General features: G+C 69.6%; 20 protein-coding genes. 9 read left to right on the plus strand and 11 right to left on the minus strand.

Going from position 1 to position 26,314, the window contains the following annotated elements; translation table 11 throughout:
• Positions 1-48: 48 nt before the first annotated feature.
• The 3 genes from OG386_RS22675 to OG386_RS22685 all read right to left on the minus strand — a co-directional run bounded on the left by OG386_RS22675 (position 49) and on the right by OG386_RS22685 (position 6,385).
• Positions 49-1,782, minus strand: coding sequence for a protein kinase family protein (locus OG386_RS22675; RefSeq protein ID WP_328789657.1), 1,734 nt, complete (start codon positions 1,780-1,782; stop codon positions 49-51).
• A 117-nt stretch (positions 1,783-1,899) separates the two neighbouring features.
• On the minus strand, positions 1,900-4,074 hold the full coding sequence (gene murJ, locus OG386_RS22680; protein ID WP_327384351.1) for a murein biosynthesis integral membrane protein MurJ: 2,175 nt from the start codon (positions 4,072-4,074) through the stop codon (positions 1,900-1,902).
• Positions 4,075-4,120: 46 nt separating this feature from the next.
• Positions 4,121-6,385, minus strand: coding sequence for a DUF6049 family protein (locus OG386_RS22685; protein WP_328789658.1), 2,265 nt, complete (start codon positions 6,383-6,385; stop codon positions 4,121-4,123).
• Between the two features lie 186 nt (positions 6,386-6,571).
• On the opposite strand from OG386_RS22685, the gene OG386_RS22690 reads away from it, so the two are divergent.
• A complete protein-coding gene (locus tag OG386_RS22690) occupies positions 6,572-8,038 on the plus strand; it encodes a CCA tRNA nucleotidyltransferase (RefSeq protein ID WP_328789659.1) in 1,467 nt (488 codons plus the stop codon).
• Positions 8,039-8,104: 66 nt separating this feature from the next.
• Here OG386_RS22690 and OG386_RS22695 read toward each other — a convergent pair whose 3' ends face one another.
• The 3 genes from OG386_RS22695 to OG386_RS22705 all read right to left on the minus strand — a co-directional run bounded on the left by OG386_RS22695 (position 8,105) and on the right by OG386_RS22705 (position 11,212).
• Complete coding sequence (locus tag OG386_RS22695) at positions 8,105-9,373, minus strand: MFS transporter (protein ID WP_328789660.1); 1,269 nt, start codon at positions 9,371-9,373, stop codon at positions 8,105-8,107.
• 104 nt (positions 9,374-9,477) lie between these two features.
• A complete protein-coding gene (locus tag OG386_RS22700; RefSeq protein ID WP_328789661.1) occupies positions 9,478-10,560 on the minus strand; it encodes an inositol-3-phosphate synthase in 1,083 nt (360 codons plus the stop codon).
• Positions 10,561-10,609: 49 nt separating this feature from the next.
• Positions 10,610-11,212, minus strand: a complete 603-nt coding sequence (locus OG386_RS22705; protein ID WP_030383938.1) for a PadR family transcriptional regulator — start codon at positions 11,210-11,212, stop codon at positions 10,610-10,612.
• A gap of 275 nt (positions 11,213-11,487) precedes the next feature.
• Here OG386_RS22705 and OG386_RS22710 point away from each other — a divergent pair, with 275 nt between their 5' ends.
• A complete protein-coding gene (locus tag OG386_RS22710) occupies positions 11,488-14,097 on the plus strand; it encodes a transglycosylase domain-containing protein (protein WP_328789662.1) in 2,610 nt (869 codons plus the stop codon).
• A 93-nt stretch (positions 14,098-14,190) separates the two neighbouring features.
• The gene (locus OG386_RS22715; RefSeq protein WP_328789663.1) at positions 14,191-15,651 is read left to right on the plus strand and encodes a glycosyltransferase family 87 protein; all 1,461 of its coding nucleotides are present in this window, start codon (positions 14,191-14,193) and stop codon (positions 15,649-15,651) included.
• Between the two features lie 10 nt (positions 15,652-15,661).
• Here the strand turns inward: OG386_RS22715 and OG386_RS22720 are convergent, their stop codons facing one another.
• The 3 genes from OG386_RS22720 to OG386_RS22730 all read right to left on the minus strand — a co-directional run bounded on the left by OG386_RS22720 (position 15,662) and on the right by OG386_RS22730 (position 18,332).
• Positions 15,662-16,693, minus strand: coding sequence for an alanine racemase (locus OG386_RS22720; protein ID WP_030008390.1), 1,032 nt, complete (start codon positions 16,691-16,693; stop codon positions 15,662-15,664).
• Positions 16,694-16,769: 76 nt separating this feature from the next.
• Positions 16,770-17,888: a lipid II:glycine glycyltransferase FemX gene (locus tag OG386_RS22725; protein ID WP_189737947.1), complete on the minus strand. Its 1,119-nt coding sequence runs from the start codon at positions 17,886-17,888 to the stop codon at positions 16,770-16,772.
• Positions 17,889-18,029: 141 nt separating this feature from the next.
• Positions 18,030-18,332 (minus strand): hypothetical protein, encoded by a 303-nt coding sequence (locus OG386_RS22730; protein ID WP_327384359.1) that lies wholly within the window; start codon positions 18,330-18,332, stop codon positions 18,030-18,032.
• Between the two features lie 251 nt (positions 18,333-18,583).
• Between OG386_RS22730 and rpsF the strand changes: the two genes are divergently transcribed.
• From rpsF to rplI, 4 genes are all read left to right on the plus strand, one after another.
• Positions 18,584-18,874 (plus strand): 30S ribosomal protein S6, encoded by a 291-nt coding sequence (gene rpsF, locus OG386_RS22735; protein WP_004950685.1) that lies wholly within the window; start codon positions 18,584-18,586, stop codon positions 18,872-18,874.
• Between the two features lie 72 nt (positions 18,875-18,946).
• Complete coding sequence (locus tag OG386_RS22740) at positions 18,947-19,540, plus strand: single-stranded DNA-binding protein (RefSeq protein WP_150258234.1); 594 nt, start codon at positions 18,947-18,949, stop codon at positions 19,538-19,540.
• A 43-nt stretch (positions 19,541-19,583) separates the two neighbouring features.
• The gene (gene rpsR / locus OG386_RS22745; protein WP_005315025.1) at positions 19,584-19,820 is read left to right on the plus strand and encodes a 30S ribosomal protein S18; all 237 of its coding nucleotides are present in this window, start codon (positions 19,584-19,586) and stop codon (positions 19,818-19,820) included.
• A gap of 18 nt (positions 19,821-19,838) precedes the next feature.
• Positions 19,839-20,285, plus strand: a complete 447-nt coding sequence (gene rplI, locus OG386_RS22750) for a 50S ribosomal protein L9 (RefSeq protein WP_030008386.1) — start codon at positions 19,839-19,841, stop codon at positions 20,283-20,285.
• Positions 20,286-20,416: 131 nt separating this feature from the next.
• On the opposite strand, the gene OG386_RS22755 is transcribed toward rplI, so the two are convergent.
• Positions 20,417-21,754, minus strand: a complete 1,338-nt coding sequence (locus OG386_RS22755; protein ID WP_328789664.1) for an MATE family efflux transporter — start codon at positions 21,752-21,754, stop codon at positions 20,417-20,419.
• Positions 21,755-22,206: 452 nt separating this feature from the next.
• On the opposite strand from OG386_RS22755, the gene dnaB reads away from it, so the two are divergent.
• Positions 22,207-23,673 carry a replicative DNA helicase gene (gene dnaB, locus OG386_RS22760; RefSeq protein WP_328793319.1) on the plus strand — a complete coding sequence of 489 codons (1,467 nt, stop codon included), beginning with the start codon at positions 22,207-22,209 and terminating at the stop codon, positions 23,671-23,673.
• Positions 23,674-23,682: 9 nt separating this feature from the next.
• On the plus strand, positions 23,683-25,068 hold the full coding sequence (locus tag OG386_RS22765) for a serine hydrolase domain-containing protein (protein WP_328789665.1): 1,386 nt from the start codon (positions 23,683-23,685) through the stop codon (positions 25,066-25,068).
• 26 nt (positions 25,069-25,094) lie between these two features.
• Here the strand turns inward: OG386_RS22765 and OG386_RS22770 are convergent, their stop codons facing one another.
• Positions 25,095-26,264 (minus strand): winged helix DNA-binding domain-containing protein, encoded by a 1,170-nt coding sequence (locus tag OG386_RS22770; protein ID WP_328789666.1) that lies wholly within the window; start codon positions 26,262-26,264, stop codon positions 25,095-25,097.
• Between the last annotated feature and the right edge of the window lie 50 nt (positions 26,265-26,314).

Here is a 26,314-nt window from a genome sequence, read left to right on the forward strand (position 1 = left end):
TCCCGCAGACCCCTTGCCCGAACCGGGCCGCGCACAGCGCGGGAAGCGCTAGGAGATCCGGGAGAAGACGACGTTCGAGATGCCCTGCTTGAAGCCGGCCCCGCTGAAATCCGAAGCGGGTCCCTTAGGCATGGCCGTGAGCCACAGCACCACGTAGCGCGTCTTGACCGGAGTCTCGGTGGCGAGCTCCAGCTGCTTCTCCTTCGTGGTCCCCGTGGCGATCTGCTTCATGCTCTTGATCGGAGTCGACGACGACAGGCTCGGCGCGGCGTAGAGCGTCGCGGTGGTGTGGTCTCCCTCGTACTTGAGCGCTATCGAGGCCGCACTCACCTCTTGTTCTTCGCCCAGGTCGAAGACGAGGCCGAGCCCCTCTTTGAAGGCCCCCATGTCAGGGCCGTCGTCGAACCGGTAGGTCCGCCAGAACGAGTTCGAGTCGTTGTCGTAGGCCTTGGAGACCCCGTCGAGATCTTGGGGCTTCTCGTCCGGGTAGTACTCCGCCGCCCCCTTGATGGCCAGCTCGGTCCGCTCCGGCTGCTTCGGGTTGTCGTCGGTGCCGGGCTTGGTGTTGTTGCTGGTGCCGCTGTTGCCCTGCTGGCTGGTGCGGCCCAGGAGGGTGTCGGCCAACTGCCAGCTGCCCAGGCCGAGCGCGGCGATGAGCAGGGCGGCGACACCCCACTTCAGTGCCCGGCCGGTACGGCTCTGCAGCGGGGGCGGCGGCGGGACGACGGGCCGGATCTGGGCGGTGTTCACGCCGGGCGGCGTGGGACGGCCGTAGTTGCCCTGCTGGTAGGTGGTGTGCTGGTACTCCGGCGGGGCCGTGAAGGCGGGCTCCGGCGGCCGGATGCGGGGCATCGCGGCCACGGCCTTGGCCAGCTCGTCAGGGGTGGTGCAGGCGGGTTCCTGTCGCGAGGCGGTGGCCCCGTCGTTGGCGAGCGCGCGCATGGCGAGTTCGCCCAGGCCCCGGTGGACGCCGGCGCGTACCTGGTCGGGGGCGATCAGGCCCACGCCCTTGGGCAGGCCGGCGAGGCCGTACGCGTCGCTCTCGTACGGCCAGCGCTGGGTGAGGGCGGCGTACAGGAGCGCGCCGATGGCCTCGGTGTCGGCCCGCTGCGGGGTCTCGCTGGTGATGCCGCGCAGGGCGGCGTTCACGGCGAGGCCGCGGATGCGGTACTGGCCCGTGGAGGTGCGCAGTATCGCGCTGGGCGTCAGCCGCAGATGGGCGAGACCCTCGCGGTGCGCGGCTGCCATGGCCTGGGAGACCTGGCTGACGAGCTGGTAGGCCTCGTGGGCCTCCAGCGGGCCCGCGGCGAGGAGCGCGGTGAGTTCGGTGGCGTCGGGCAGCCACTCGTGGACGACGTAGACGACGTCGTTCTCCTCCACGGCGTCCAGGACCTGGACGAACCGTGGGTCGCCGAGCAGGGCGGAGGACCGGGCGGCGGCCAGGACGGAGCGAGCGCGCGCGTGGTCGGCGGGCATCAGGTGCACGCCTACAGCACGGCGCAGCTTCTCGTCCATCGCGCGCCAACTGCTGAATCCGTCCACACGGGTGACGCACTCTTCCAGCCGATAGCGTCTGGCGAGCTTGTGTCCGCTGTGCAGTTCCGGTGCGGCCGCAGGGGCCGCGTTGGTGCGTTCGCCGTCCTTGTCGGGCATGGGTCCGTCCGCGGCTCGTCCGTTCTGGGTGTCCACCCCGTCGGACGTGGCCTGTGCCGCCTGAGCGGTCAGCGGCTCATCGCCGCTGTTGTCGGCCACGTCGACGGCAGCCGTGCTACGTTCCGCCACCGTCGTTCCTGCCTCCCCATCCGTTGCGCGCTGTCAGCCAGTCTGCGAAGCCATGCCAATTGTGCCCACAGTCCGACGCTAAGCACGACACACGAAAGGGGGCGACGGTTGTGCGCATCAGCGCCCCAAACGTCCGCGGACCATTCCGACCATCGCGTTGAGCTCTTCGATCCGCATCCGCTTGGCGGCGATGAGGAACACCGCGACCAGGGCGATCCCGCCGGTGAGGAGGGCGGTGACGGAGCCGGTGACTCCGCTGCCCAGCCACTGGGTGACCCCGAAAGCGGCCGCGCCGGCCACGGCGGCGGCCGGGATGCAGGCGCCGGTGAGACGGGCGTAGGTGCGCATGACGTGCGCCCCGTCGAGGTCGCCACCGAGCCGGGTGCGCAGGCGACGCCAGGCGACGCCGACGCCGACGGCGTAGCCGAGCCCGTAGGCGGCGGCCATGCCGACCACCGCCCACCGGGCGGGGAGCACGAAGAAGGAGACCGCCGAGCCTGCCGCGTTGACGGCGGCGACGATGACGGTGTTGTAGAAGGGCGTCCGGGTGTCCTCGTAGGCGTAGAAGCCGCGCAGGACCACGTACTGGACGGAGTACGGGATCAGGCCGAGGCCGAACGCCATCAGGATGTAGCCGATGTTCTGCGCGCCCGAACCCGAGCCGGCGTACAGCAGGGTGGCCATCGGGACACCGAGGGCGAGGAACGCGAAGGCGCAGGGCACGATCGCGACGGCCGAGGTGCGCAGCCCGTAGGAGATGTCGTCGCGGACCGCGGCGGCGTCGCCGTCGTGCGCGGAGCGGGAGATGCGGGGCAGGACGGCCGTCATGACGGAGACGGTGATGATCGCCTGCGGCATCTGCCACAGCAGCAGCGCGTAGTTGTAGGCGGTGATGCCGGTGCCCGGGTGGCCCTGCCCCTCGGCGACGGATCCGGCCCAGGTGGCGAGCTGGGTGACGACCACGAGGCCGACCTGGTTGGCGAGGACGAAGAAGAACGTCCACTTGGCCAGGCGGGCGGCCTTGCCGAGGCCGTGGCCGCGCCAGTCGAAGCGCAGGCGCGGCTTGAAGCCCGCGTCGCGCAGGTACGGCAGCATCGCGAGGGCCTGGACGGTCAGGCCGAGCAGGGTGCCCAGGCCCAGCAGGCGCACGCCCTCGGGGGTGACGGTGGCGGCGTTGACGCCGGAGGTGGTGAAGCCGCCGAAGGCCCAGATGAAGGCGCCGAAGGTGGCGATGACCACGATGTTGTTGAGGACCGGGGTCCACATCATCGCGCCGAAGCGGCCGCGGGCGTTGAGGATCTGACCCAGGACCACGTGCACGCCCATGAAGAACATGGTGGGCAGGCAGTAGCGGGCGAAGGCGACCGCGACGTCCATCTGCTGCGGGTCGGAGGCGATCTTCGGCGACATCATCGTGATGAACACCGGTGCGGCCAGGACGCAGATGGTGGTGACGGCGGCCAGCAGCACCACGACGAGGGTCAGCAGCCGGTTGGCGTACGCCTGTCCGCCGTCGTCGTCGTTCTTCATGGCCCGGACCAGCTGCGGGATGAAGACGGCGTTCAGGGCGCCACCGCCGACCAGCACGTAGATCATCGTGGGCAGGGTGTTGGCGATCTGGTACGTGTCGTTGAACGTGCCGACGCCGATGGCACCCGCGATCGCCAGGGTCTTCAGGAAGCCGGTGAGGCGGGAGACGATCGTGCCCGCGGCCATCAGCGCGCTGGACTTGAGCAGGGTCGCTGCCCGTCCGGCGGGCTTGCTCGGCGCCGGTGCGGCGACGGGCGCCTCCTCGACGGGGGTGCGGGGCGCCGCCTCCTGGTCCCGGTACAAGTGCGCGAAGGCATCCGGTTCGGGCTGCGCGTCCGAGGCATTGGTGACGAGGGAGTCCACGCCGACGAACTGGGTGGTGGTGGCGTGGTCGCCGTACGGCAGGTGGCGCGAGGGGCCGTCCGGCTCGGGCGGCGGGGTCTGGGCCCAGACGCGCGGGTCGGGGGAGTACGAGGGTGCGGTCGGCGCGGCGTAGAGCGGGCCGGGCTCCTGGTAGGTCCCGGGCGGCGGCGGCGGGTGCGAGGCGCGGTCGTAGAGCACCTCGGCGACCGGATCCTGGGCCGACAGGTCGTGGGACCGGTACGGGTCGTGGCCGTAGGCGTCTTGGACGTACGGGTCACGTTCCAGCGCGGGCGCAGGCGCGGGAACCTGCCCGGGCACCGGGGTGCCCGGGGCAGCGCCCTGGGAGGGCGCAGGCCCACCAGTGCCCTGCGCGCGGTCACCGTCGTACGGCGCGTTCATCGAAACCCCACCTCATCGTCCCCAGGCCGACCGGCCACGGCGTCAATCAACGGTCCACTGTCTCACTCGCGCCGGACCCCTCGGTGCTTTGCGCTCCGGTGTCAGGGGACTCGTCACTCGGCTGCGTGCTCTCCTCGGCGGCCGCGCGTGCTGCGACGCGCTTGCGACTGGCGTACATCTTGATGCCTGCCAGGACCAGGAGGAGCACACCGCCGGCGATGACGAGCATCACGGTGGGCGTGATCTCGGTGGCCTCGACGGTGAACTTGCGTTCCTTGCCGTAGGGGACGCCGTCCTTGGTGAACAGCTGAGCCGTGACCTCGACGGGGCCGCTCGCGGTGGCGTTGGCGGTGAACTTGACCGTCTGGGTGTGGTCGCCCTGGACGGTGACCTGCTGCTCGGCCTGCCCGCTCTTGCCGAACATCAGGCGGGTCGGGTTGGCGGACTTCACCCGCAGCACGAGGTCGTGAACATCCTGGACCAGGCTGTTCTGGACGCTGACCGGGATGGTGGCGCTGTGTCCGGACAAGGTGGCGTCGGACTTGGGGATGACCTTGACCTTCTCGGTGAGGCCGATCAGGTAGTCCTGCACCTGGTCCCGGTAGAGGCCGGCCTCTTCGGGACGGCCGCGCCAGGAGGTGGACATCTCGCGGTTGGTGGTGTTGCCGAAGGGGATCTCCACGCGGTCGGGCGCGGCGAGGATCACCTTGAAGCGGTCGAGGGTGCTCTGCGTGGTGCGGATCTTCTCGAAGGCCGACACCGGTAGCTCCTGCTTGCGCAGGGACTCGGGGTACTGGCCGGCGCCCGGCACCTGGGTGGTGGCTCCGGGGTCGGGCTTGGCGGCGGCCGCGGCCTCGAGGTCCGCGGGCTGGGTCCAGCGGCCCGCCTGGAGGCCGCGTACGGCTTCGGCCATCGACTGGACCTGGCTGACGCTGGGCATCCGCTGCGGGGCGACGACGAAGCTGCGCGGCTCGTCGGTCTTCTGCAGGTTCAGGGCGAGGGTGTGGGCGAGGAAACGCTGCACGGCGAGCGTGGAGGTCCCGGCGTCCAGCATGTCGCCCTCGAAGGCGGTGGACAGGTCGGCGTCGGCCACGACGGCGGTGGTGCCGGCGCCGATGGGCCGGGCGGCCGAGGGCGTGTAGCCGAGGGCGCCGCTCTCCACGAGGCTGTCGCTGCGGGTGAGGACGTTGTGGGCGCCGGCGGACGTGGCGACATTGACGATCGAGGGATCGATGGCGCCGTTCACGGGCCAGGAGAAGTCCGTGGACGCGGGAACGTGCAGGACCGTCTCGACGGCCTGCTTCGCCTTGTCCGTGGCGGGGCGCAGCTGGCCCAGGGTGCCCGAGACGTCCTTGCCGTGGTGGGCGAGGGAGGCGAGGTCGGGGTCGGCGAACGGCAGGGCGACGACCTTCTTGCCCTGGACGGCCGCTTCCAGGGAGCTCAGCCACTGCTCGGCGACGGCCTTGCTCTTGCCCTGGACGGGCTTGCCGCCAGGGCTGCGGACCCGGTAGCCCTTGGTCATCGCGTCGACCGTGTAGAGCAGGTCGGGGTCGATGACCCAGGTGATCGGCAGGTCCTTGCCGAGGGTGACCATCTGTTCCAGGCGCCCGCCCGGCCTGAGCTCGTCGGCGAGGGAGTCGTCGAGGAAGACGGGGGTCTGGAGCTCGTCGGAGCCGGTCTCCGCCGTCACGCGCGTGGTGGAGATCAGCGGCCAGGCGTAGGTGAGCTGGGAGCGCTTGGCGGCGGCCTCCGGCTGCCAGGGCAGGAAGGTCCGCTTGATGCCCATCACCTGCTCGGACGGCCTGCTGTCGGTCACCCCGGACAGGGAGACGCCGAGCTGGTAGACACCGTCCTTGTCCAGCTCCAGCTTGTTCACCGGGACGGTGAGCGTGAACTCCTGGCTGATCTTCGACGGCAGGGAAGCGATCTTCACCGCGAAGGCCGGGTCGATCTCGCCCGGATCGGTGCCGGCCCGGAAGCCGGTGCGCTCCGCCGCCTCGTCGATGGACGAGCGGTCCGCGAGCGCGGGCCCGACCCGTAGACCGACATGTGCGTCGGTGATCGTCTCGGCACCGGTGTTGAGCACGGTGCCCCGGATGGTGAGGGTGTCGTTCTTGACCGGTGCCGAGGGGGCCATGGAGGTCAGCTGGACGTCCACGGCCGAGGCCTGCGCGGCCTCGGCCCGGGGGGCGGGAGAGTAGATCAGCGCGGCCAGTACGGGCGTCCCGGCGAGCAGGACGATCGCCCGCCGCAGCCACCGGCGCTGGGCAGGAGCGGGGGACGCCCCCTGGTTGTCAGCCGCCTCGGCCACGCGCTAGCCCGTCCCTCGAAGTGTCAGTGGTCGTCTTTTGTGCGTCCACGCATGGTAACGAGGCCCGCTGTGTGCGAGTGCCGCGCCTTGCTCCACATGATCGGCTCAGGACCCCGGGGGCCGCGTACCGGGGTGGCCGCAAAACGGGGCGGCTCCTGGGGGGCCGGGCACGTACCCTTTTCTGTTGTGCCGAACGCCAACGAAGACAACCCCAGTGCCCTGAGTCAGGTGCAGCGCCGCGCGGTCAGTGAACTGCTGCGGGTCGCTCCTGTCGCCGACGAGCTCGGCCGCCGTTTCCAGGAGGCGGGCTTCCGCCTCGCCCTGGTCGGTGGGTCCGTCCGCGACGCGCTGCTGGGGCGTCTCGGCAACGATCTCGACTTCACCACCGATGCCCGCCCCGAGGACGTTCTGAAGATCGTCCGGCCGTGGGCGGACTCGGTGTGGGACGTCGGCATCGCCTTCGGCACCGTCGGGGCTCAGAAGAGCGCTCGCGTCGGGGACGCCGTACGGAATTTCCAGATCGAGGTGACGACGTACCGCTCGGAGGCCTACGACCGTACGTCGCGCAAGCCCGAGGTCTCCTACGGCGACTCGATCGACGAGGACCTGGTCCGGCGTGACTTCACGGTCAACGCCATGGCCCTGGCCCTGCCCGAGCAGGAGTTCATCGACCCGCACGGCGGTCTGGAGGACCTGGCCGCCGGTGTGCTGCGCACGCCCGGAACCCCGGAGGAGTCCTTCTCCGACGACCCGCTGCGGATGCTGCGGGCGGCGCGGTTCGCCGCCCAGCTGGACTTCGAGGTCGCCCCGGAGGTCGTCGCGGCCATGAAGGCGATGTCCGAGCGGATCGAGATCGTTTCCGCGGAGCGGGTCCAGGGCGAGCTGAACAAGCTGATCCTGTCCGCCCACCCGCGCAAGGGTCTGGGACTGCTGGTGGACACGGGGCTGGCCGACCGGGTGCTTCCCGAGCTGCCCGCGCTGAGGCTGGAGAGTGATGAGCACCACCGGCACAAGGACGTCTACGACCACTCGCTGATCGTGCTGGAGCAGGCGATCGCGCTGGAGGAGGACGGCCCGGACCTCGTCCTGCGGCTCGCGGCCCTGCTGCACGACATCGGCAAGCCCCGCACCCGCCGGTTCGAGAGCGACGGCCGGGTCTCCTTCCACCACCACGAGGTGGTGGGCGCGAAGATGACCAAGAAGCGGCTCACCGCCCTGAAGTACTCCAACGACATGATCAAGGACGTGTCCCGGCTGGTGGAGCTGCACCTGCGCTTCCACGGCTACGGCGACGGGGAGTGGACCGACTCCGCGGTCAGGCGCTACGTCCGCGACGCCGGTCCCCTGCTGGAGCGTCTGCACAAGCTGACCCGGTCCGACTGCACCACGCGCAACAAGCGCAAGGCCAATGCCCTCTCCCGGACCTACGACGGGCTGGAGCAGCGCATCGCGCAGCTCCAGGAGCAGGAGGAGCTGGACGCGATCCGGCCCGACCTGGACGGCAACGAGATCATGCAGGTGCTCGACGTGCGCCCCGGTCCGGTGATCGGCAAGGCCTACGCCTTCCTGCTGGAGCTGCGGCTGGAGAACGGCCCGATGGGCCGTGACGCCGCTGTCGTCGCGCTGAAGGAGTGGTGGGCCGCACAGGCCTGACGTACGAACGACGGGGGCGATGTTTCACGTGAAACATCGCCCCCGTCGTTCTTCAGAGCTGATGTTTCACGTGAAACGTCGCTCCCCCCGGGCCAGGAGCACGGCGGTCGCGGCGTAGAGCGCGGACACGATGAGGATCAAGGCCACGGACCGCCCGTCGGTGGGGAGCATCAGGGAGGCCACCGCCGCGGCGCCGACGAACGCGACGTTGAACAGCACGTCGTAGACGGAGAAGACGCGGCCGCGGTAGTCGTCGTCCACCAGGGACTGCACTTCGGTGTCGGTGGCGATCTTGGCGCCTTGGGTGGCGAGGCCGAGTACGAAAGCGGTGGCCAGCATCGGTCCCGGGGCGAAGAACAGGCCGAGGGCCGGTACCAGGACGGCGGCGCCCGCGGAGCACGCGGTGATCCAGCCGAGCGGGCCCAGCTGGCCCACCAGCCAGGGGGTCACCACGGCGGCGGCGAAGAACCCGGCCCCGGAGGCGCCGACCGCGATGCCCAGCAGCGCCAGTCCGTCGGATTCGTTGTTCGACCAGGAGTAGCGGCAGAGCATCAGCAGCATCACGAACAGGGCCCCGTAGCAGAACCGCATCATGGTCATTGCGGCGAGCGCCCGGGCCGCCTCGCGCCGGGAGGCGAGGTGGCGCAGGCCCTCGGCCATCCCGCGCACCGTGAGGGCGACCCCCTCGACGACCGAGGGATGGGCCCGGCCGGCGGGGTGGTCCGGCCCGAGGAGGCCGATGGCCAGTTGCAGGGAGACTAGGGCCGCGCACAGGTAGAGCCCGGCGCCCAGGAGCACGACGAGGGCGTTGGAGTCGGAGGCCAGCAGCCGGACGAGGAAGGCCAGCCCTCCGCCCGCCACCGCTGCGAGGGTTCCGGCGGTGGGGGAGAGCGCGTTCGCGGTGACCAGCTGATCGGGTCCGACGACGTGGGGCAGCGAGGCGGCGAGTCCGGACAGCACGAAGCGGTTGACGGCGGTCACGGACAGGGCGGAGGCGTAGAACAGCCAGTCGGGCACCTGCGCGACGATCAGCATCCCGGTGACGCAGGCGAGGAAGGCCCGCAGGAGATTGCCGTAGAGGAAGACCTGGCGGCGGCGCCAGCGGTCGAGCAGGACCCCGGCGAACGGGCCGATCGCCGAATAGGGCAGCAGTAGTACCGCCATGGCGGAGGCGATGGCCGCCGGGGAGGTCTGCTTCTCCGGGGAGAAGATGACGTAGGTGGCGAGTGCGACCTGGTAGACGCCGTCCGCGGCCTGGGAGAGCAGCCGAACGGCGAGCAGGTTGCGGAAATCCCTCAGGCGCAGGAGTACGCGCAGATCACGTACGACAGGCATGAGGGCAAGGGTCACATACGCGGAGGGTCCCCGGGCACATTGCCCGGGGACCCTCCGCGGAAGAACTGCCGAAGTCCAGGTGTCGTGACGACCCTTGGGTTCGGTTAGCGCTCGACCTCGCCCTTGATGAACTTCTCGACGTTGGCCAGGGCCTCGTCGTCGAAGTACTGCACCGGCGGGGACTTCATGAAGTAGCTGGACGCCGACAGGATCGGGCCGCCGATGCCGCGGTCCTTGGCGATCTTCGCGGCGCGCAGGGCGTCGATGATGACACCGGCCGAGTTCGGGGAGTCCCACACTTCGAGCTTGTACTCGAGGTTCAGCGGGACGTCGCCGAAGGCGCGACCCTCGAGGCGGACGTAGGCCCACTTGCGGTCGTCGAGCCACGCGACGTAGTCGGACGGGCCGATGTGGACGTTCTTCTCGCCCATCTCACGGTCGGGGATCTGCGAGGTGACGGCCTGCGTCTTCGAGATCTTCTTCGACTCGAGGCGGTCGCGCTCCAGCATGTTCTTGAAGTCCATGTTGCCGCCGACGTTGAGCTGCATGGTGCGCTCAAGACGGACACCGCGGTCCTCGAACAGCTTCGCCATCACGCGGTGCGTGATGGTGGCGCCGACCTGCGACTTGATGTCGTCGCCGACGATCGGGACACCGGCCTCGGTGAACTTGTCCGCCCACTCCTTGGTGCCGGCGATGAAGACCGGGAGGGCGTTGACGAAGGCGACCTTGGCGTCGATGGCGCACTGGGCGTAGAACTTCGCCGCGTCCTCGGAACCGACGGGCAGGTAGCAGATCAGGACGTCGACCTCGCGGTCCTTGAGGACCTGGACCACGTCGACCGGAGCCTCGGCGGACTCCTCGATCGTCATGCGGTAGTACTTGCCCAGGCCGTCGTAGGTGTGGCCGCGCTGGACGGTCACACCGGCGTTCGGGACGTCGCAGATCTTGATGGTGTTGTTCTCGCTGGCGCCGATGGCGTCCGAGAGGTCGAGGCCGACCTTCTTCGCGTCGACGTCGAACGCGGCGACGAACTCGATGTCACGCACGTGGTAGTCGCCGAACTGGACGTGCATCAGACCGGGGACCTTGGCCGCCGGGTCGGCGTCCTTGTAGTACTCGACGCCCTGCACCAGCGAGGCGGCGCAGTTGCCTACGCCGACGATGGCTACGCGAACCGAACCCATTCCGGTTGCTCCCTGTTTGTTCTCGGACGAGGCCTGCGAGGTGCAGGCCTCATTTTTCAGTTTCGTCGGACGGACCGGTTCGTCTCCGATCCCGTCCCGCCCGCTCACTCTCGATGAGCTCGTTCAGCCAGCGCACTTCGCGCTCCACGGATTCCATGCCGTGCCGCTGCAGCTCGAGCGTGTAGTCGTCGAGGCGCTCCCGCGTCCGGGCGATCGAGGCGCGCATCTTCTCCAGGCGCTCCTCCAGCCGGCTGCGGCGGCCCTCCAGTACCCGCATGCGGACGTCTCGTTCGGTCTGGCCGAAGAAGGCGAAGCGGGCGGCGAAGGACTCGTCCTCCCAGGTGTCGGGGCCCGTGTGGGAGAGCAATTCCTCGAAATGCTCCTTACCCGCGGCCGTCAACCGGTAGACGATCTTGGCGCGGCGCCCTGCGAGTGAAGCGGCGAGAGCGTCCTCCGGGGCGTTGCCCGGCTCTTCGATCAACCAGCCGTTGGCGACCAGCGTCTTGAGGCAGGGGTAGAGCGTCCCGTAGCTGAAGGCTCTGAACACCCCCAGTGAGGTGTTGAGCCGCTTGCGCAGCTCATAGCCGTGCATGGGGGATTCGCGAAGCAGGCCGAGGACGGCGAACTCGAGGATGCCTGAGCGTCTGCTCATCCGCCTGCCTCTCCTCCGCCCCTGAGTCTTTATGTCGAGCTGATGTATCGACTCGATACATCCAGACGATAGAACGGGCCGCTCTGATCGACAAGGGGAGACATGGTGACCGGTGTCACATCACCAATTCGCACCAGGCAGGTTGCCTGATTTGGGGTGAACTTCGGCACTGGGCGCGTTTTGAGCGTGCGTAGTCTGTGCGCCATGACACCGGGGGGTACCGGAACTAATCTGCCGCTTCCAGGCCACTCGCCTGCCCGAGGAGTAGTCGTTCGATGAGCGAGCACCGTCGCAAACTGCCGCAGCCCGAAGGCGGTGGGCGCGCCTCAGCCCGCCGCGCCGCCCAGCCGCGCCCTGGAAGAGGCGCGGCCGGCCGTGACGTCTCCACGGCGTCACACAGCGGCCCGTACGCACCGCAGCCCGCCCAGGGCAACCGTGCCGATGCCCGCCGGGCCGCCCAGAGAGGCAACGGCCGCGGGAGAGGAGCCGGCGCCGCCACGCGCGACAAGCGGCTCATCAACTACCCGCGGTCCGACAGAGACGGCTGGAAGCGCTTCGTGCCGTCCTGGAAGTTCGTCGCCGGCACGGCGCTGGGCTTCTTCGCGGTCATCACGGCCGGTACCGGCATCGGTATCGCCATGGTGAGCACGCCGGACCCGAACAAGGCGGCGGAGGCGCAGAACAACGTCTTCTACTGGGCCGACGGCAGCCAGATGGTGGCGACCGGCGGTTCGATGAACCGGCAGATCGTGCCCATCTCCAGCATCCCCCGGTCGATGAGGGACGCCGTGATCTCGGCGGAGAACGAGTCGTTCGAGACGGACAAGGGCGTGGACCCGATGGGTGTCGGCCGCGCCGTGTGGAACATGGCCACGGGCGGCTCCACCCAGGGCGGCTCGACCATCACCCAGCAGTACGTGAAGAACACCTACCTGGACTCCGACCAGACGCTCAAGCGGAAGGCCACCGAGCTCTTCATCGCGATAAGGCTGGGTGTCACCGAGGAGAAGGACAAGGTCCTCGCCGGCTACCTGAACACCGCCTACTACGGGCGGGACGCCTACGGGATCCAGGCCGCGGCCCGCGCCTACTTCGGCAAGGACAGCCAGGACCTGAACCCCTCCGAGTGCGCCTTCCTGGCCGCCGTGCTGAAGGGTCCCAACCTCTACAACCCGGACGGCGGCATCGGCGCCGCGGCCACCCCCGCCCTCAACGAGAAGCGGGCCCGGGAGCGCTGGAGCTGGGTGCTGGACCGTGAGGTCGAGGTCGGCCGGATGGACAAGGCCGAGCGGGCGAAGTTCACGGACGCGGACTTCCCCCCGCGGGTCGAGTCGGAGCAGGCCCGCGGCATGACCGGCCAGATCGGCTACCTGGTCGACACGGCCAAGGCCTACGTGATGAAGACCAAGGGCATCACCCCCGAGCAGATGGCCATGGGCGGCTACCGGATCAAGACCACCTTCCAGAAGCCGAGGGTGGACGCCCTGGTCAAGGCGGTCGAGGACACCCGTAACGGGTTCATCGACGAGAAGGGCCGCCCCGAGACGGACACCTTCGTACAGTTCGGCTCGGCCTCGGTGGACGTGAAGACCGGGGCACTCGTCGCCCTATACGGCGGCCCGGGCTGGGACCACAAGTACTTCAGCAACAACGCCAACTCCAGCGGTGTGCCGGTCGGCTCGACCTGGAAGCCGTACGTGCTGGCGGCGGCGATGGAGTACGGCACCCAGAACTCCAAGGGCAAGGGCATCTCGGCCGACAGCAAGTACATGGCCAACGACCTCACCGTGATCAACAACCGTGAGGGCAAGCCCCTGCGCGACGCGTCGGGCGCGCCGTTCAAGCAGAAGAACGAGAGCCCCACCTCCTTCGGGTACGTGACCCTCAACGAGGCGATGGAGAAGTCCATCAACGTCCCGTTCGCCCAGCTCGTCTTCGATGTCGGCCACGACAAGGTCAGGGCTGTGGCCAAGGCCACGGGCATCCTGGAGGAGTCGGTCAACCCGAACAACGACGCCTCCTTCGCCCTCGGTACCTCCACCCCGAGCGCCATCCGCATGGCCGACTCGTACGCGACCTTCGCCGCCTCCGGCACGCACCGCGAGCCGTTCTCCGTGACCGAGGTCGAGAAGGACGGCGAGAAGCTGACGGGCTTCGAGGCCCCCAAGGCCCAGCGGGCCATGGACAGCGACGTGGCCGACAACATCACCAAGGTGCTGGAGAACGTCGTCGAGAACGGCACCGGCAAGAAGGTCCAGAAGCTGGGCCGGCCCGCTGCAGGCAAGACCGGTACCACGGACGAGAACAAGTCGGCGTGGTTCGTCGGCTACACCCCGGAGCTGTCCACCTCGGTGGTCCTCTTCCGCACCGACCCGAACTCGCCGGACAAGAAGCTGATCTCCATGAAGGGCGTGGGTGACATCCCCTCCCTCCACGGTGGTGATATCCCGGCCGAGATCTGGACCGAGTACATGGGCGAAGCGCTCAAGGGTCTCCCGGTCAAGCAGTTCCCGGAGGCCGAGGACATCGGCGTGACCGCCGACTCCGCCGGCGCCCCCTCCCCCACCCCCTCGGCCGTCGTCCCGGCGTCCCCTTCCCCGTCGACGCAGCCGCCGAGCTCCCCGCCGGCGTCTCCCTCCCCGTCCAAGGGCGGCCGGCCGACCTGCCCGCCGTGGAAGCTGTACTGCGACCCGGACACCACGCGCGGGAACAACAACGGCGGCGCCAACACCGGCACCAGCACCGGCGCCAACTCCGGCAACACGTCCGGTACCAGCACCGGGGTGATCGGCGGATCCACCGGATCACCGTCCCCGACGCAGACCGGCAGACCGGGCCGCCCGGGCGGCATCACCGGCGGGGTGAACGACTCCGTCCCCGAGTGACCCGAACCGCCGCTCCGTGAGCCGAGGAAGGCCGTCGCACCCCCCGTGCGACGGCCTTCCCCCATGTCCGGTCCGGTACGGCAGGATGAGCCCATGACCAAGGTGCACGAGGACAGCCCCGTACTGCCGACGCAGCAGGACGAGGTCGCCGCAGCCGGCAGTGAGCTCATCGGCGGCCCGCTCGGCCGCTATGCCCGGCTCGGCGGGCACTGGCTGGGGCCGGTCCGGGTCGTGGCGCTCATCGCCATCGGCATGTTCGCGCTCGGCATGGTCCAGAAGCTGCCCTGCTACGACTGGGCGTGGTTCCGGGGGGCGGGCTCGCAGTACACCCACGCCTGCTACTCCGACATCCCGCACCTGTACGCGGTACGGGGCTTCGCCGACAACCTGACGCCCTACTTCGACCGGCTGCCCGGCGACATGGAGTACCTGGAGTATCCGGTGCTCACCGGGCTCTTCATGGAGATCGCCTCCTGGCTGACCCCCGGCAGCGGCTCCATGCAGCACCGCGAACAGATGTACTGGATGGTCAACGCGGGCATGCTGATGGCCTGCGCGGCCGTCATCGCCGTGTGCGTCGCACGCACCCACCGCCGCCGCCCCTGGGACGGCCTGCTCTTCGCCCTGGCGCCGGCCTTCGCCCTGACGGCGACGATCAACTGGGACCTGCTGGCCATCGCCCTGACCGCCGCCGGGATGCTGATGTGGTCCCGCGGCCGGACGGTTCTCTGTGGCGTCCTCATCGGCCTGGCCACCGCGGCCAAGCTCTACCCCGTACTGCTGCTCGGGGCGCTGTTCGTGCTCTGCTGGCGGGCCGGGAAGTGGCGTGCCTTCGGCGCCGCCGTGCTCGGCGCGGCCGGAGCCTGGCTGGCGGTCAACCTGCCGGTCATGCTCTTCGCGTGGGACGGCTGGACGAAGTTCTACACCTTCAGCCAGGAACGGCCCATCGACTACGGCTCGGTGTGGCTGCTGATCTCCCAGCGCACGGGCAACTCGCTGGAGGGCGCCAACACCTACGCGACCGGGCTGACGCTCCTGCTGTGCGGTGCCGTCGGACTGCTCACCCTGACCGCCCCGCGCCGGCCCCGCTTCGCACAGCTGGCCTTCCTCGTCGTCGCCGCCTTCATCCTGTGCAACAAGGTCTACTCGCCGCAGTACGTGCTGTGGCTCATCCCGCTCGCCACGCTGGCCCGGCCGCGCTGGCGGGACTTCCTGATCTGGCAGGCCGGCGAGGTCGTGTACTTCCTCGGGATCTGGTTCTACCTCGCGTACACGGCCAGCGCCGACAAGCACCAGGGCCTGCCGGTGGAGGGCTACCAGCTGGCGATCACCGCCCACCTGCTGACCACCCTGTACCTGTGCGCGGTCATCGTCCGGGACGTCCTGATGCCCGAGCGGGACGTCGTGCGCCGGGACGGCTCGGACGACCCCTCCGGTGGCGTCCTGGACGGCGCGGAGGACGTGTTCGTGCTGTCGGACGCGGCGAGGGCGCCGCAGTACGCGACGCCCTCGGATGGACAGCGGGTCGCCTGGGGCGCGAGCTCCCAGGACTGACCGGTCGGACTCAGGCGTCGAGCACCCGGTCGAACTGCGTGGTGGTGTGGCGCAGGTGCGCCACCAGCTCGTCGCCGACCTTCGGCTCGGTCGCGTCCGAGGGCACGAACAGGATCGACACCTGCATGTGCGGCGGCTCGGCGAACCAGCGCTGCTTGCCCGCCCACACGAAGGGCGAAAGGTTCCGGTTGACCGTGGCCAGACCCGCCCGGGCGACGCCCTTGGCGCGCGGCATCACGCCGTGGAGCGCCTTCGGGGCTTCCAGGCCCACCCCGTGCGAGGTACCGCCGGCGACCACGACCAGCCAGCCGTCGGACGCCGCCTTCTGCTGCCGGTAGCCGAACCGGTCGCCCTTGGCCACGCGCGTGACGTCGAGGACCGCGCCGCGGTACTCGGTGGCCTCGTGGTCGCCCAGCCACAGCCGGGTGCCGATCCGGGCCCGGAAGCGGGTCTGCGGGAACTGCTGCTGCAACCGCGCGAGCTCCGCGGCCCGCAGGTGGCTGACGAACATGGTGTGCAGCGGCAGCCGGGCCGCGCGCAGCCGGTCCATCCAGCCGATGACCTCCTCGACGGCGTCCGAGCCGTCCGGGCGGTCCAGGGGCAGGTGCAGGGCGAAGCCCTCCAGCCGGACGTCCTCGATGGCGGCGTGCAGCTGGCCGAGGTCCTGCTCGGAGATGCCGTGGCGGCGCATCGAGCTCATGCACTCGATGACCACCCTGGCCCCCACCAGACCGCGCACCCCGTCCAGCGACGCGACCGAACGGATGACCCGGTCGGGCAGCGGCACCGGGTCCTCGCCCCGCCGGAACGGGGTGAGGACGAGCAGGTCGCCGCCGAACCAGTCCTTGATGCTGGAGGCCTCGTACGTCGTTCCCACGGCCAGGATGTCGGCGCCCATGCGGGTCGCCTCCTCGCAGAGCCGCTCGTGGCCGAAGCCGTAGCCGTTGCCCTTGCAGACCGGGATCAGCCCGGGGAACTGGTCCTGGATCTGCTTCTGGTGCGCACGCCAGCGCGCGGTGTCGACGTAGAGCGTGAGCGCCATGCCCGTCCGGAACCTCTCCTGAGAAGCTGCGTGGTGCAGCGGTGCTGTGTGTACGTGTGGGGCGGGGTGGAGCCGGTCAGCGGCGCGACATGTAGATGTCGAGGGCCTTGTGCAGCATCTTGTTGAGCGGGAAGTCCCACTCGCCGACGTACTCCACGGCCTCGCCGCCCGTACCGACCTTGAACTGGATCAGACCGAACAGGTGATCGTTCTCGTCCAGCGTGTCAGAGATGCCGCGCAGGTCATACACGCTTGCGCCGAGCGCGTACGAGTCGCGCAGCATGCGCCACTGCATCGCGTTCGAGGGGCGGACCTCGCGCTTGTGGTTGGCGGAGGCGCCGTACGAGTACCAGACGTGCTGGCCGACGGTGAGCATCGTGGCGGCGGCCAGCGGCTCTCCCTCGTGCGTGGCGATGTAGAGGCGCATCCGGTTGGGGTCCTCGGAGTTGAGGGCCGTCCACTGGCGCTGGAAGTAGCTGAGCGGACGCGGGCGGAACTTGTCGCGCTCCGCCGTGATCTCGTACAGGTGCTGCCAGGTCGGCAGGTCGTCGTAGCCGCCCTGGACGACCTCGACACCGGCCTTCTCGGCCTTCTTGATGTTGCGGCGCCACAGCTGGTTGAAGCCCTTGAGGACGTCGTCCAGCGAGCGGTTGGCCAGCGGTACCTGGAAGACGTAGCGCGGCTGGACGTCACCGAAGCCGGCGCCGCCGTCCTCGGCCTGCTGCCATCCCATGCGGCGCAGCTTGTCCGACACCTCGAAGGCGCGGGGCTCGATGACCGAGGCCTCCACGTCGCGCAGGCGCTTCACGTTCGGGTCCTGGATACCGGCCTTGATGGCGGTCGAGTTCCAGCGGCGGATGACGACGGGCGGGCCCATCTTCACGGTGAAGGCGCCCTGCTGCTTGAGGTGGGCCAGCATCGGCTGGAGCCATTCCTCCAGGTTCGGGGCGTACCAGTTGATGACAGGACCCTCGGGCAGGTACGCGAGGTACCGCTTCACCTTGGGCAGCTGCCGGTACAGCACAAGGGCTGCTCCGACGAGTTCGTCGGACTCGTTGAACCATCCGAGGTTCTCGGAACGCCACTCGTTCTTCACGTCGGCCCACGCCGGGACCTGGCAGTGGCTAGCCGAGGGCAGGCTCTGGAGGTAACCCAGATGCTGCTCTCGGCTGATGGTCCTCAGGGACAGGCTCATGCGGGGCGTCTCCTCCGGCGGCTTCGCTGCTATGGCGCGAAGCCTACTGCGACGGGGGCGCCACCCTTCTGGGGGACGGGCCGTGGGCCCGGGCCGGTGCGTGGCCGGCGCCCTGCCGCGGAGGTGTCCCGGTCGGCCCGGTCAGCCCCCGAAGAGGCCGCCGTGGAACATGCCGAGGTAGAAGCCGATGGCAGACGCGCCAAGGCCGATGATCAGCGCGAAGCGCTCGCGTGTCGTGACGGAGACGAACTGTCCGTACGCGCCGGTGAGGATTCCGATCAGCCCGGCCCACGAGCTGATCAGGTGAAGGTTGTGGAAGAAGGCCGTGACGAACGCCACGGCGCCAAGGGCCAGAGTGACCGCCATCAGGGTGTCCTGCAGCGGATGGGGCTTGCCGTCGGTGGAGAGCAGCGAGATCTGAGGGGGCCGCATTGCCTGTGCCATCGGAAGGGCACCTCCTGGCTGAAGCTGGCGGTGCTGCGGGCTGCCTCCGGCAAGGGGCCGAGGGCATAGCACCGAGCACACCCGATGGATACAGATTGTGGCCCTCTCTCGCCGGATTTCAACCGGAAGGACGCGAGCAGGTAGTCTGTACAGCTGCGCGGTGTCTGCTCTGCGGATGCCGTGCTCACGCATCACGACCCTCCTGCCACGGAACGACCGTGGCCGCTGAGTCCAAAGGAGGTGGGTTCCACATGCGTCACTACGAAGTGATGGTCATCCTCGACCCCGATCTCGAGGAGCGCGCTGTCTCCCCGCTGATCGAGAACTTCCTCTCCGTCGTCCGTGAGGGCAACGGAAAGGTCGAGAAGGTCGACACCTGGGGCCGTCGTCGTCTCGCTTACGAGATCAAGAAGAAGCCCGAGGGCATCTACTCGGTCATCGACCTTCAGGCCGAGCCTGCGGTCGTCAAGGAGCTTGACCGACAGATGAACCTGAACGAGTCGGTTCTCCGGACCAAGGTCCTTCGCCCCGAGACCCACTGAACTTCGGTTCAGCGGTAATCGGGATCGAGTAGCACAGCAGCCCAGCAGCAATCCCCGCCGAGAGGTTCATCCATGGCAGGCGAGACCGTCATCACGGTCGTCGGCAATCTCGTCGACGACCCCGAGCTGCGCTTCACCCCCTCGGGTGCGGCGGTCGCGAAGTTCCGTGTCGCGTCCACCCCCCGCACCTTCGACCGCCAGACCAATGAGTGGAAGGACGGCGAGAGCCTGTTCCTGACCTGCTCGGTGTGGCGGCAGGCGGCGGAGAACGTCGCCGAGTCCCTCCAGCGAGGCATGCGCGTCATCGTGCAGGGCCGGCTGAGGCAGCGGTCGTACGAGGACCGTGAGGGTGTTAAGCGCACGGTCTACGAGCTGGACGTCGAGGAAGTCGGCCCCAGCCTGAAGAACGCCACGGCCAAGGTCGCCAAGACCACGGGTCGCGGTGGCCAGGGTGGGTACGGCGGCGGCGGTCAGCAGCAGGGCGGCGGCGGTGGCAACTGGGGCGGAGCCCCCGGTGGCCAGCAGCAGGGCGGCGGAGCTCCCTCCGACGACCCGTGGGCGTCCAGCGCGCCGGCCGGCGGCCAGCAGCAGGGCGGCGGCGGGGGCGGTTGGGGCGGAAGCTCCGGCGGCTCCGGCGGTGGCTACTCGGACGAGCCGCCCTTCTAGGGCAGCTCGCATCCCCACTTCTTGATCACACAGGAGAGACACAATGGCGAAGCCGCCTGTGCGCAAGCCTAAGAAGAAGGTCTGCGCATTCTGCAAGGACAAGACCGCGTACGTGGACTACAAGGACACGAACATGCTGCGGAAGTTCATTTCCGACCGCGGCAAGATCCGTGCCCGCCGCGTTACCGGCAACTGCACGCAGCACCAGCGTGACGTCGCCACGGCCGTCAAGAACAGCCGTGAGATGGCGCTGCTGCCCTACACGTCCACCGCGCGATAAGGAAAGGGTGACCGACTAATGAAGATCATCCTGACCCACGAGGTTTCTGGCCTCGGTGCCGCCGGCGATGTCGTCGACGTCAAGGACGGTTACGCTCGCAACTACCTGGTCCCGCGTGGTTTCGCGATCCGCTGGACCAAGGGTGGCGAGAAGGACGTGGCGCAGATCCGCCGCGCCCGCAAGATCCACGAGATCGCGACCATCGAGCAGGCCAACGAGGTCAAGGCCAAGCTCGAGGGCGTGAAGGTCCGTCTGGCCACCCGCGCGGGTGACGCCGGTCGCCTCTTCGGTTCCGTGACCCCGGCCGACATCGCCACGGCGATCGAGTCCTCGGGTGGCCCGAAGGTCGACAAGCGCCGCGTGGAGCTCGGCTCCCCGATCAAGACCCTCGGTTCGTACCAGGTCTCCGTGCGTCTGCACGCTGACGTGGCCGCGAACGTGGGCATCGAGGTCGTCGCCGCCTAAGGGCTGCGCTCGAAGGGCCGCACCCCCCTGGGGTGCGGCCCTTCGTCGTTGCTCGGCGGTGTTTCACGTGAAACATGCCGGCTCCGGCTCACGATGTTTCACGTGAAACACCGCGGGGGTCCGGCTGCCTGCTAGCGGGTGGCTCCCGAGATCAGCCACCGCCCCGAGCCGGCACGCAGCCGGAGAGTGATCATTCGGACCACCATCATCAGCGTCATGGCCCACCAGAGCGCCGTGACGCCGCCTCCGAGGATCGGCACGAGCAGTGCGGCCGGGGCGAAGGCCGCCAACGTCAGGAGCATGGCCCGGGCCAGGTAGCGGCCGTCTCCGGCGCCCATCAGGACCCCGTCGAGCACGAAGACGATGCCGGAGACGGGCTGGGAGAGGGCCACGACCAGGAGGGCCGGCAGGAGAGCCGCCTCGACGGCCGGATCACTGGTGAACAGCGGGATGAACACCGGGCGGGCCAGAACGACCAGCAGGCCGAGTACGACGCCCGAGGTGATCCCCCAATGCACCATGCGGCGGCAGACGGCCTTGGCGCCGTCGGTGTCGCCCGCGCCCAGGTAGCGCCCGATGATCGCCTGCCCGGCGATCGCAATGGCGTCCAGGGCGAAGGCGAGCAGGCTCCACAGGGAGAGCAGGATCTGGTGGGCGGCTATGTCGGCGTCGCCGAGCCGGGCGGCCACGGCGGTGGCGATCATCAGGATCGCGCGCAGCGACAAGGTGCGGACCAGCAGCGGAGCGCCCGCCTGGGCACAGGCCCGGATGCCTGCGAAGTCGGGGCGCAGCGAGGCACCGTGGCGCCGGGCGCCGCGGACGACCACGACGAGGTAGGCGACGGCCATGGCGAACTGGGCGATGACCGTGCCCCAGGCGGAGCCGGCGATGCCGAGCCCCGCACCGTAGACCAGGGCGACGTTCAGGCCCGCGTTGAGGGCGAAGCCGCCGATGGCGACGTAGAGCGGCGTACGGGTGTCCTGGAGGCCGCGGATGACCCCGGTGGCGGCCAGGACCATCAGCATGGCCGGGATGCCGAGGGCGGAGATCCGCAGATAGGTGATCGCGTAGGGGGCGACCGCGTCGGATGCCCCGAAGAGCGAGACCAGTGAGGGGGTCGCGGGAAGCACGACGGCGACGACGGCCGCGCCCAGCAGGAGGGCGAGCCAGATGCCGTCGATCCCCTGCCGGATGGCTGCCTGGAGGTCTCCTGCGCCGACGCGGCGGGAGACGGCCGCGGTGGTGGCGTAGGCCAGGAAGACGAAGACGCTCACGGCAGTGGTGAGCACCGCGGCGGCGATGCCGAGACCGGCCAGCTGGGGGGTGCCGAGGTGGCCCACGATGGCGCTGTCGGCCATCACGAAGAGGGGCTCGGCGACGAGTGCGCCGAAGGCAGGGAGAGCGAGTGCGAAGATCTCTCGGTCGTGCCGTCCCGGCCCTGCCTTGGGTGCTGCGACAGCCTGTGTCATGCGCTCAATCTAATCTTCCACAGGTAATGGATGCAACTGCCTTTGGATCCTTACTGACGCGTTGACTTGGGCGTTCCTCACACCTCGTTGGAGGCGATCTTGAGACAGTGTCCAAGAATTTTCTCCACCGCCGGCTCTGAGAGGAGAAAGTCCAGGTCAGATGGGGTAACTAGGTGGTGCGGGTGATTTTGTCCACAGCGTCGTCCCCCGGTCCGTACACAGCTTCCGGCGAGTTACCCACAGCATTGGCGCCGTCATCCACATGTCATCCACACAGCCTGTGGATAACAAGATTGGCTGACGCCGCTCTCGGGCCTACCGTGGTTCGTTGCCCGACTCGCCGACTGCGGATTCGGGTGCCCCAAATGTCAGAGCCGTGTCGTAGAAAGAGTGGCACGGCGAGGTCCGCGTTGCGGACGGGAGGAGGCGGCCCGGTGAGCATGCCCGAGCCCATGGACGACCCCTGGGCCGACAGCGGTCCGGGAGACCGTCTGCCCGCCCGTTCGCGCCGTAACAGCGGAGGCCGTGGCCGCGGGGACGAACAGCACGACCGGGGCCGCGAGGGCGGCTCCTGGGACTCCGACGGTGGTGGCGGCTTCGAGCGCGTCCCTCCCCAGGACCTCGACGCCGAGCAGTCCGTGCTCGGCGGCATGCTGCTCTCCAAGGACGCCATCGCCGATGTCGTCGAGGTCCTCAAGGGCCACGACTTCTACCGGCCCTCGCACGAGACGATCTACCAGGCCATCCTCGACCTGTACGCCAAGGGCGAGCCGGCCGACCCGATCACCGTCGGCGCCGAGCTGACCCGGCGCGGCGAGATCAGCAAGGTGGGCGGGGCCTCGTACCTGCACACCCTGGTCCAGTCCGTGCCGACCGCGGCGAATGCCGAGTACTACGCGGAGATCGTCCACGAGCGGGCCGTCCTGCGTCGCCTGGTCGCCGCCGGTACGAAGATCACGCAGATGGGCTACGCGGCCGACGGCGACGTCGACGAGATCGTCAACAGCGCCCAGGCCGAGATCTACGCCGTCACCGAGCAGCGGACCTCCGAGGACTACCTGCCGCTCGGCGACATCATGGAGGGCGCCCTCGACGAGATCGAGGCGATCGGCTCCCGCAGCGGCCAGATGTCGGGCGTTCCCACCGGCTTCACGGACCTGGACTCGCTGACCAACGGCCTGCACCCGGGCCAGATGATCGTCATTGCCGCCCGACCCGCCATGGGTAAGTCCACGCTCGCCCTGGACTTCGCCCGGGCCTGCTCCATCAAGAGCAACCTGCCCAGCGTGATCTTCTCCCTCGAGATGGGGCGCAACGAGATCGCCATGCGCCTGCTCTCGGCGGAGGCCCGGGTCGCGCTCCACCACATGCGCTCGGGCACGATGACGGACGACGACTGGACCCGGCTCGCCCGCCGGATGCCCGACGTCTCCGCGGCCCCGCTCTACATCGACGACTCCCCCAACCTGTCGATGATGGAGATCCGGGCCAAGTGCCGCCGGCTCAAGCAGCGCAACGACCTCTCGCTCGTGGTCATCGACTACCTCCAGCTGATGCAGTCGGGCGGCTCGCGCCGTCCCGAGAGCCGTCAGCAGGAGGTCTCGGACATGTCCCGAAACCTCAAGCTGCTGGCGAAGGAGCTGGAGGTCCCCGTGATCGCGCTCTCCCAGCTGAACCGTGGTCCGGAACAGCGCACCGACAAGAAGCCGATGGTCTCCGACCTGCGTGAGTCGGGTTCCATCGAGCAGGACGCGGACATGGTGATCCTGCTGCACCGCGAGGACGCGTACGAGAAGGAGTCCCCCCGCGCCGGCGAGGCGGACCTGATCGTGGCGAAGCACCGTAACGGCCCCACGGCCACGATCACGGTGGCCTTCCAGGGCCACTACTCGCGCTTCGTGGACATGGCCAACACGTAGCATCCGATCATGGATGAGCTTGCTGAGGACCTGGAACTTCTCCCTGCCACCCGGCGCGCGCTGAGGCACCGGATCGCCGTCGCGCAGAGCGAAGGGCGGGCGCCGTCCGTGGTGGCGGCCGTCCTGCGGGGCGGGGAGGTGGTCTGGGAGGGCTCCCGGACTTCGGTGGAGGGACACGGTCCGGACGGCGACGTGCAGTACCGGATCGGTTCGATCACCAAGACGTTCACGGCGGTTCTCGTGATGCGGCTGCGGGACGAGGGTCTGATCTCCCTCGCCGATCCGCTGGAGAAGCACCTGCCGGGGACCGGAGCCGGGCAGGTGACCATCGCGCAATTGCTCTCCCACACCGGCGGGTTGGCGGCGGAGACGCCCGGCGAGTGGTGGGAGCGCACCCCCGGCGAGCAGCGGCCCGAGCTCGGCGACGTGCTGGGGGAGGAGCCCTTCAAACTGGCACCGGGAACCAGGCACCACTACTCCAACCCCGGCTACACCCTGCTGGGTTCGCTGGTGGAGGCGGTGCGCGGAAGGTCTTGGGAAGAGGCGCTGCGGATCGAGGTGCTGGAGCCGCTGGGGCTGGAGCGCACGAGCGGACAGCCGCAGGCTCCGCACGCCGGCGGCTGGGCGGTGCATCCCTGGGCGGACGTGATGATGCCCGAACCGCTGGAGGACCTGGGACTGATGGCCGCGGCCGGCCGGCTGTGGTCCACGACTCGGGACCTGGCGCGCTTCGCCGATTTCCTGCTGCGCGGTGACGAGCGGGTCCTGCGCGCCGAGTCCGTACGGGAGATGCGCACGGCGGCCGCGCCCCCGGAGCCCGGTCTCGCCGAGCTGGGCTACGGGCTGGGCATGCAGCTGATGGCCGTCGGTGCACGCAGGCTCGCGGGGCACAGCGGATCGCTGCCGGGCTTCGTCGCGGGGCTGTGGCTGAGCGAGGCGGACGACGTGGCGGCGGTGGTGCTGGCGAACTGCACCTCTGGCCTTCCGGCCTCGACGGTGGCCGCGGATCTCGTGGGGATCGTGGCGGACGCCGAACCGTGCTTCCCGCGGCCGTGGCGGCCGTTCCTGGAGTCGGACCACGTGCCGCTCGAACTGTGCGGCCCCTGGTACTGGGGGACTTCGGCCCAGGTGGTGCGCCTGACCGCGGACGGACTCCTGGAGCTGGGGCCGGTGGGTGGGAGCGGGCGCACGGCCCGTTTCCGGGCGGAGCCGGACGGCAGCTGGACCGGGCTCTTCGGCTACTACGCCGGTGAGACGTTGCGGGCGGTGCGCCGTGCGGACGGCTCGGTGAGCCATCTCGACCTGGCGTCCTTCGTGTTCACCCGGGAGCCGTACGACGCCGACGCCCCGGTGCCCGGCGGGGTGGACCCGCAGGGCTGGCGGGGCATCGGCTGACCGCGCGGGCCCGGCCCCGGTCCTGATCAGGCGACGAGTTCACGCTCCAGCGGAGTACGGAAGCGCGGGGTGATCCGGGCCTCTCCCACCCATGCGGCGAGCCGCGCGGCCTCGGCGTTGATCGCTTGCTTGGCGCCTCGGCCGGGGTCGCCCAGCAGCCGCCAGACGATCTCGCCGTCGGAGCGCTGCGCCCAGCCACCGACGATCTCGCCGTTCCACCACACGGTGGGGCCGATGTTGCCGGCGTAGTCGAACAGGGCGCTCCTATGGGCGGGGTCGAGGTGGAAACCCCGGTCGGCCCAGCCCATGGCGGTGGGGTCGAGGGCGGGCAGCAGCGCCGCCCAGGGCTCCGGCGCCGGTTCGGTCCCGGCGTCCCCGGGGCTGACCATGGCGGTGCTGCCGTCTTCCAAGCGGACCTGGTCGGGGCCCACGGCGGCGAGGGCCTTGCGGACGTCCGTGAGGGTCCATCCGGTCCACCACTTGAGGTCGGCCTCGGTGGCGGGACCGTACGCGCGCAGCCATCTGCGGGCGATCTCGGTGCGGGCCTCGGCGGCGGGTACGGCGGGCCAGGGTTCGGTGTGGACCCAGCGGTACTGGCTGGAGGTCCAGGAGCCGCGCGGTCGGGCACGGCGGATACGGCCGTCGGCAGCGAGCAGGCGGATGACCCGGGTGGCGACCCCCTGCTCGGCCTCGTACTTCTTGCCGCGGCTGATGGTGATCTTCTGGCGCAGCGCGGGTACGGCTGCGGACAGCTGGCTGCCGGTGGAGGGGCCGTGGGCGTCGAGGGCGTCGAGCGCGGCGGCCTCCGCGCTGGCGAGCCACGCGGCGTCGAGTCCCTGTCCGTCCTCGTCGAGGTGCTTGAGGAGGGTGCGGCGTTCCTTCGCAGCGATCGCGCGGGCCGTGGAGGCGTCGACGTACGGGGCGAGTTCGGCGGAGACCGCGAAGAGCGTGTTGCGCATGCTGAGCAGGCGCACGAGGCTCACGTCCTCGTAGAGCGCCCGCTCGATCGCGTCCGGGCCGCCTTCGGCGAGCCGGGCCCGGGCCGAGAGGAAGACGGTCGCGGCGTCGGTGGCGTGCAGGGCGACGACGGAGTCCGCCGCCTCCGCGACGGTCGCGGCGCGGGTCGACGGAGCCAGACGGTGGCGCCGGCCGAGCCGGCGGCGTCGCTCGGCGGTGGTGACGAGAGGGAGGCTCATCCTCCCGATCGTAGGCCGGGCCGCCGACACGGCGACCCGGCTTGCCGGGA

This window comes from Streptomyces sp. NBC_00273 (genome assembly GCF_036178145.1).
Classification (GTDB): Bacteria; Actinomycetota; Actinomycetes; order Streptomycetales; family Streptomycetaceae; genus Streptomyces.

Coding starts and splice junctions, on each gene's coding strand:
- murJ (WP_327384351.1), bottom strand. CDS start 4,074: ATGAACGCGCCGTACGACGGTGACCGCGCGCAGGGCACTGGTGGGCCT.
- OG386_RS22695 (WP_328789660.1), bottom strand. CDS start 9,373: ATGCCTGTCGTACGTGATCTGCGCGTACTCCTGCGCCTGAGGGATTTC.
- OG386_RS22700 (WP_328789661.1), bottom strand. CDS start 10,560: ATGGGTTCGGTTCGCGTAGCCATCGTCGGCGTAGGCAACTGCGCCGCC.
- OG386_RS22705 (WP_030383938.1), bottom strand. CDS start 11,212: ATGAGCAGACGCTCAGGCATCCTCGAGTTCGCCGTCCTCGGCCTGCTT.
- OG386_RS22710 (WP_328789662.1), top strand. CDS start 11,488: ATGAGCGAGCACCGTCGCAAACTGCCGCAGCCCGAAGGCGGTGGGCGC.
- OG386_RS22715 (WP_328789663.1), top strand. CDS start 14,191: ATGACCAAGGTGCACGAGGACAGCCCCGTACTGCCGACGCAGCAGGAC.
- OG386_RS22720 (WP_030008390.1), bottom strand. CDS start 16,693: ATGGCGCTCACGCTCTACGTCGACACCGCGCGCTGGCGTGCGCACCAG.
- OG386_RS22725 (WP_189737947.1), bottom strand. CDS start 17,888: ATGAGCCTGTCCCTGAGGACCATCAGCCGAGAGCAGCATCTGGGTTAC.
- OG386_RS22730 (WP_327384359.1), bottom strand. CDS start 18,332: ATGGCACAGGCAATGCGGCCCCCTCAGATCTCGCTGCTCTCCACCGAC.
- rpsF (WP_004950685.1), top strand. CDS start 18,584: ATGCGTCACTACGAAGTGATGGTCATCCTCGACCCCGATCTCGAGGAG.
- OG386_RS22740 (WP_150258234.1), top strand. CDS start 18,947: ATGGCAGGCGAGACCGTCATCACGGTCGTCGGCAATCTCGTCGACGAC.
- rpsR (WP_005315025.1), top strand. CDS start 19,584: ATGGCGAAGCCGCCTGTGCGCAAGCCTAAGAAGAAGGTCTGCGCATTC.
- rplI (WP_030008386.1), top strand. CDS start 19,839: ATGAAGATCATCCTGACCCACGAGGTTTCTGGCCTCGGTGCCGCCGGC.
- OG386_RS22755 (WP_328789664.1), bottom strand. CDS start 21,754: ATGACACAGGCTGTCGCAGCACCCAAGGCAGGGCCGGGACGGCACGAC.
- dnaB (WP_328793319.1), top strand. CDS start 22,207: ATGGACGACCCCTGGGCCGACAGCGGTCCGGGAGACCGTCTGCCCGCC.
- OG386_RS22765 (WP_328789665.1), top strand. CDS start 23,683: ATGGATGAGCTTGCTGAGGACCTGGAACTTCTCCCTGCCACCCGGCGC.
- OG386_RS22770 (WP_328789666.1), bottom strand. CDS start 26,264: ATGAGCCTCCCTCTCGTCACCACCGCCGAGCGACGCCGCCGGCTCGGC.